General features: G+C 45.6%; 3 protein-coding genes. All 3 read left to right on the top strand.

Going from position 1 to position 2,613, the window contains the following annotated elements; all coding sequences use genetic code 11:
* Positions 1-220 (top strand): IS3 family transposase (locus HMPREF1051_RS12265; RefSeq protein ID WP_036492283.1); only part of this gene is annotated, 220 nt, incomplete at its 5' end.
* Positions 221-447: 227 nt separating this feature from the next.
* The gene (locus HMPREF1051_RS12260) at positions 448-1,665 is read left to right on the top strand and encodes an aspartate kinase (protein WP_003761460.1); all 1,218 of its coding nucleotides are present in this window, start codon (positions 448-450) and stop codon (positions 1,663-1,665) included.
* Positions 1,666-1,847: 182 nt separating this feature from the next.
* Positions 1,848-2,351 carry a hypothetical protein gene (locus HMPREF1051_RS12255; RefSeq protein ID WP_003769215.1) on the top strand — a complete coding sequence of 168 codons (504 nt, stop codon included), beginning with the start codon at positions 1,848-1,850 and terminating at the stop codon, positions 2,349-2,351.
* The last annotated feature ends 262 nt before the right edge of the window (positions 2,352-2,613 follow it).

The raw sequence follows: 2,613 nt of genomic DNA, 5'->3' as shown, positions 1-2,613 counted from the left end.
CATGTCGCGAAAGGCGAACTGTTGGGACAATGCGCCGATGGAAAGCTTCTTTGCGGTGTTAAAGACGGAGTGTTTCTATAACGCAGGTGAATTGACGGTAGATGAATTGATGAAGCAGATAGATGACTATATGGATTACTACAACCGGGAGCGTTGCAGTTTGAAATTGAAAAAGCTGAGTCCTGTCGCATACAGAACCCAGCTTGCACAGAGTGCCTGAATAGGCTTTTATGAGTGTCCAAGATTTGGGGGCCAGTTCAAACACCCCCTCGGTTTTCAGACGACCTTTTGCCATGAATCACACTCCACCGCCCTTATCCTCCGCTTACGGTAGAAAATTCGATTATTCCCGTCCCAGCCTTGAATTTCATGTAAAAAATAGTAATAATAAGCCCTTTTCCAGCAGACCATACTGCCCGACCAACTCCCCTCAAGAAAGCACGAAACATGGCGTTAATCGTACATAAATACGGCGGCACATCAGTAGGCTCGCCCGAACGCATTAAAAACGTAGCCAAACGTGTCGCCAAAGCCCGCGCCGAAGGACACGACATCGTTGTCGTCGTATCCGCCATGAGCGGCGAAACCAACCGCCTGGTTGCGCTGGCGCACGAAATGCAGGAGCATCCCGATCCGCGCGAACTGGACGTAGTCTTGTCCACCGGCGAACAAGTGACCATCGGCCTTTTGGCAATGGCATTGAAAGACATCGGCGTGGATGCCAAGAGCTACACCGGCTGGCAGGTCGCCCTCAAAACCGATACTTCCCACACCAAAGCCCGCATCGAAAGCATCGATGACGAAAAAATGCGCGCCGACCTCGCCGAAGGCAAAGTCGTCATCGTCGCCGGCTTCCAAGGCATCAGCAGCGAAGGCGATATTTCCACACTCGGACGTGGCGGTTCCGACACCTCCGCCGTTGCGCTTGCCGCAGCCCTCAAAGCGGACGAATGCCAAATCTATACCGACGTAGACGGCGTTTACACCACCGACCCCCGCGTCGTACCCGAAGCGCGCCGCATGGATACGGTTACATTTGAAGAAATGATCGAACTGGCAAGCCTCGGTTCGAAAGTTTTGCAAATCCGTTCAGTAGAATTCGCCGGAAAATACAAAGTGCGCCTGCGCGTACTGAGCAGCCTGCAAGACGGAGGCAACGGCACCTTAATTACCTTTGAAGAGGACGACAACATGGAAAGAGCTGCCGTAACCGGTATCGCATTCGATAAAAACCAAGCCCGCATCAACGTGCGCGGCGTACCCGACAAACCCGGCGTCGCCTATCAGATTTTAGGCGCGGTTGCCGATGCCAACATCGAAGTCGATATGATCATCCAAAATGTCGGCAGCGAAGGCACTACCGATTTCTCCTTCACCGTACCGCGCGGTGAGTACAAACAAACCATCGAAATCCTGACCAAACTGCAAGACAGCATCGGCGCAGCCGCCATCGACGGCGACGACACCGTGTGCAAAGTCTCCGCAGTCGGCTTGGGCATGCGTTCGCACGTCGGCGTTGCCGCCAAAATCTTCCGCACCCTCGCCGAAGAAGGCATCAACATCCAAATGATTTCCACCTCAGAAATCAAAGTTTCCGTCTTGATTGACGAGAAATACATGGAACTCGCCACCCGCGTCCTGCATAAAGCGTTTGATCTGGGTTAATCGGGTTATATGTTTGAAAGGTCGTCTGAAATTTTATTTTCAGACGACCTTTTTTATGAGAAACCGTAGGTTGGAATCTATATCCGATAATATCTTCTTAGCTGTTTATCGGACATCTCCTCCATAAGCGCAACCTAAAAAAGTAGTAATTGATTTTAGAATTCTGACAAGGTATAGGATATATGTGGAATATTAAAGATATTGAACATGATGAATTAATTCAATTCTTAAAGAATGAAAAATTCTACGCTTCACCTTTTAACATAAAAGATGATCAAATTAAGATAATCCATGATGGTGATTTAGCTACTTATTTTGCAACTGATGATTCAGAAGAATTTTTTCAAGATTGGCAATCTTTATGGGAAAACCAGATAGTCAATTTAAATATTTACGGAAATAGCAACATACTATCCAAAATTAATCATTTTTTGGAAGAAGAATTAAATTATTCAAAGGACTTTTGTGGCGCAACCAAAAAAGTTGGTTATGATGCTGGTACGGAAATCTCCCTCCTTTTTAATAATATGGAGGGAGATATGCTAAAACTTTTATTATGCGTTGCCCATAATAAAACATCTCCATTTATTGAAAAAATGAGGCTAATTTATCTCAATAATGGTTTTCCATGTGGATATGAAGGTTCCTATCCTAATGGAAAATTTGTGGTCTTTTCTAATAAATAAATTATCAGCAGTCTGTAGGTTAATCTGTGATATCTGAAGAGAGTTTAAGCAGATTTGGCGCGTTATTCATAAAAATATTTTTAAGTTTGCTATATCAATACCCAATAATTGGATTCCCTCTCCAAGGTCGTCTGAAAATAAGAAACCTTTTTTACCACCGTCGGACTAACAGATTATCAACGCAATATTTAAGGAGCTTTATGACTGCTTTCATCCGCTTCGTTTCAGTGTTGCTGACCGCATCCGCATTGACTGTCAACGT

Origin of the sequence: Neisseria sicca VK64 (assembly GCF_000260655.1) — a bacterium.
Classification (GTDB): domain Bacteria; phylum Pseudomonadota; class Gammaproteobacteria; order Burkholderiales; family Neisseriaceae; genus Neisseria; species Neisseria sicca_B.
Note: the sequence above shows the minus strand (reverse complement) of the source record. Positions and strands in the feature narration are given on the sequence as shown.

What these genes read in the sequence shown, in the direction of transcription:
- HMPREF1051_RS12255 (WP_003769215.1), top strand. Translation starts at nt 1,848, where the DNA reads ATGTGGAATATTAAAGATATTGAACATGATGAATTAATTCAATTCTTA.
- HMPREF1051_RS12260 (WP_003761460.1), top strand. Translation starts at nt 448, where the DNA reads ATGGCGTTAATCGTACATAAATACGGCGGCACATCAGTAGGCTCGCCC.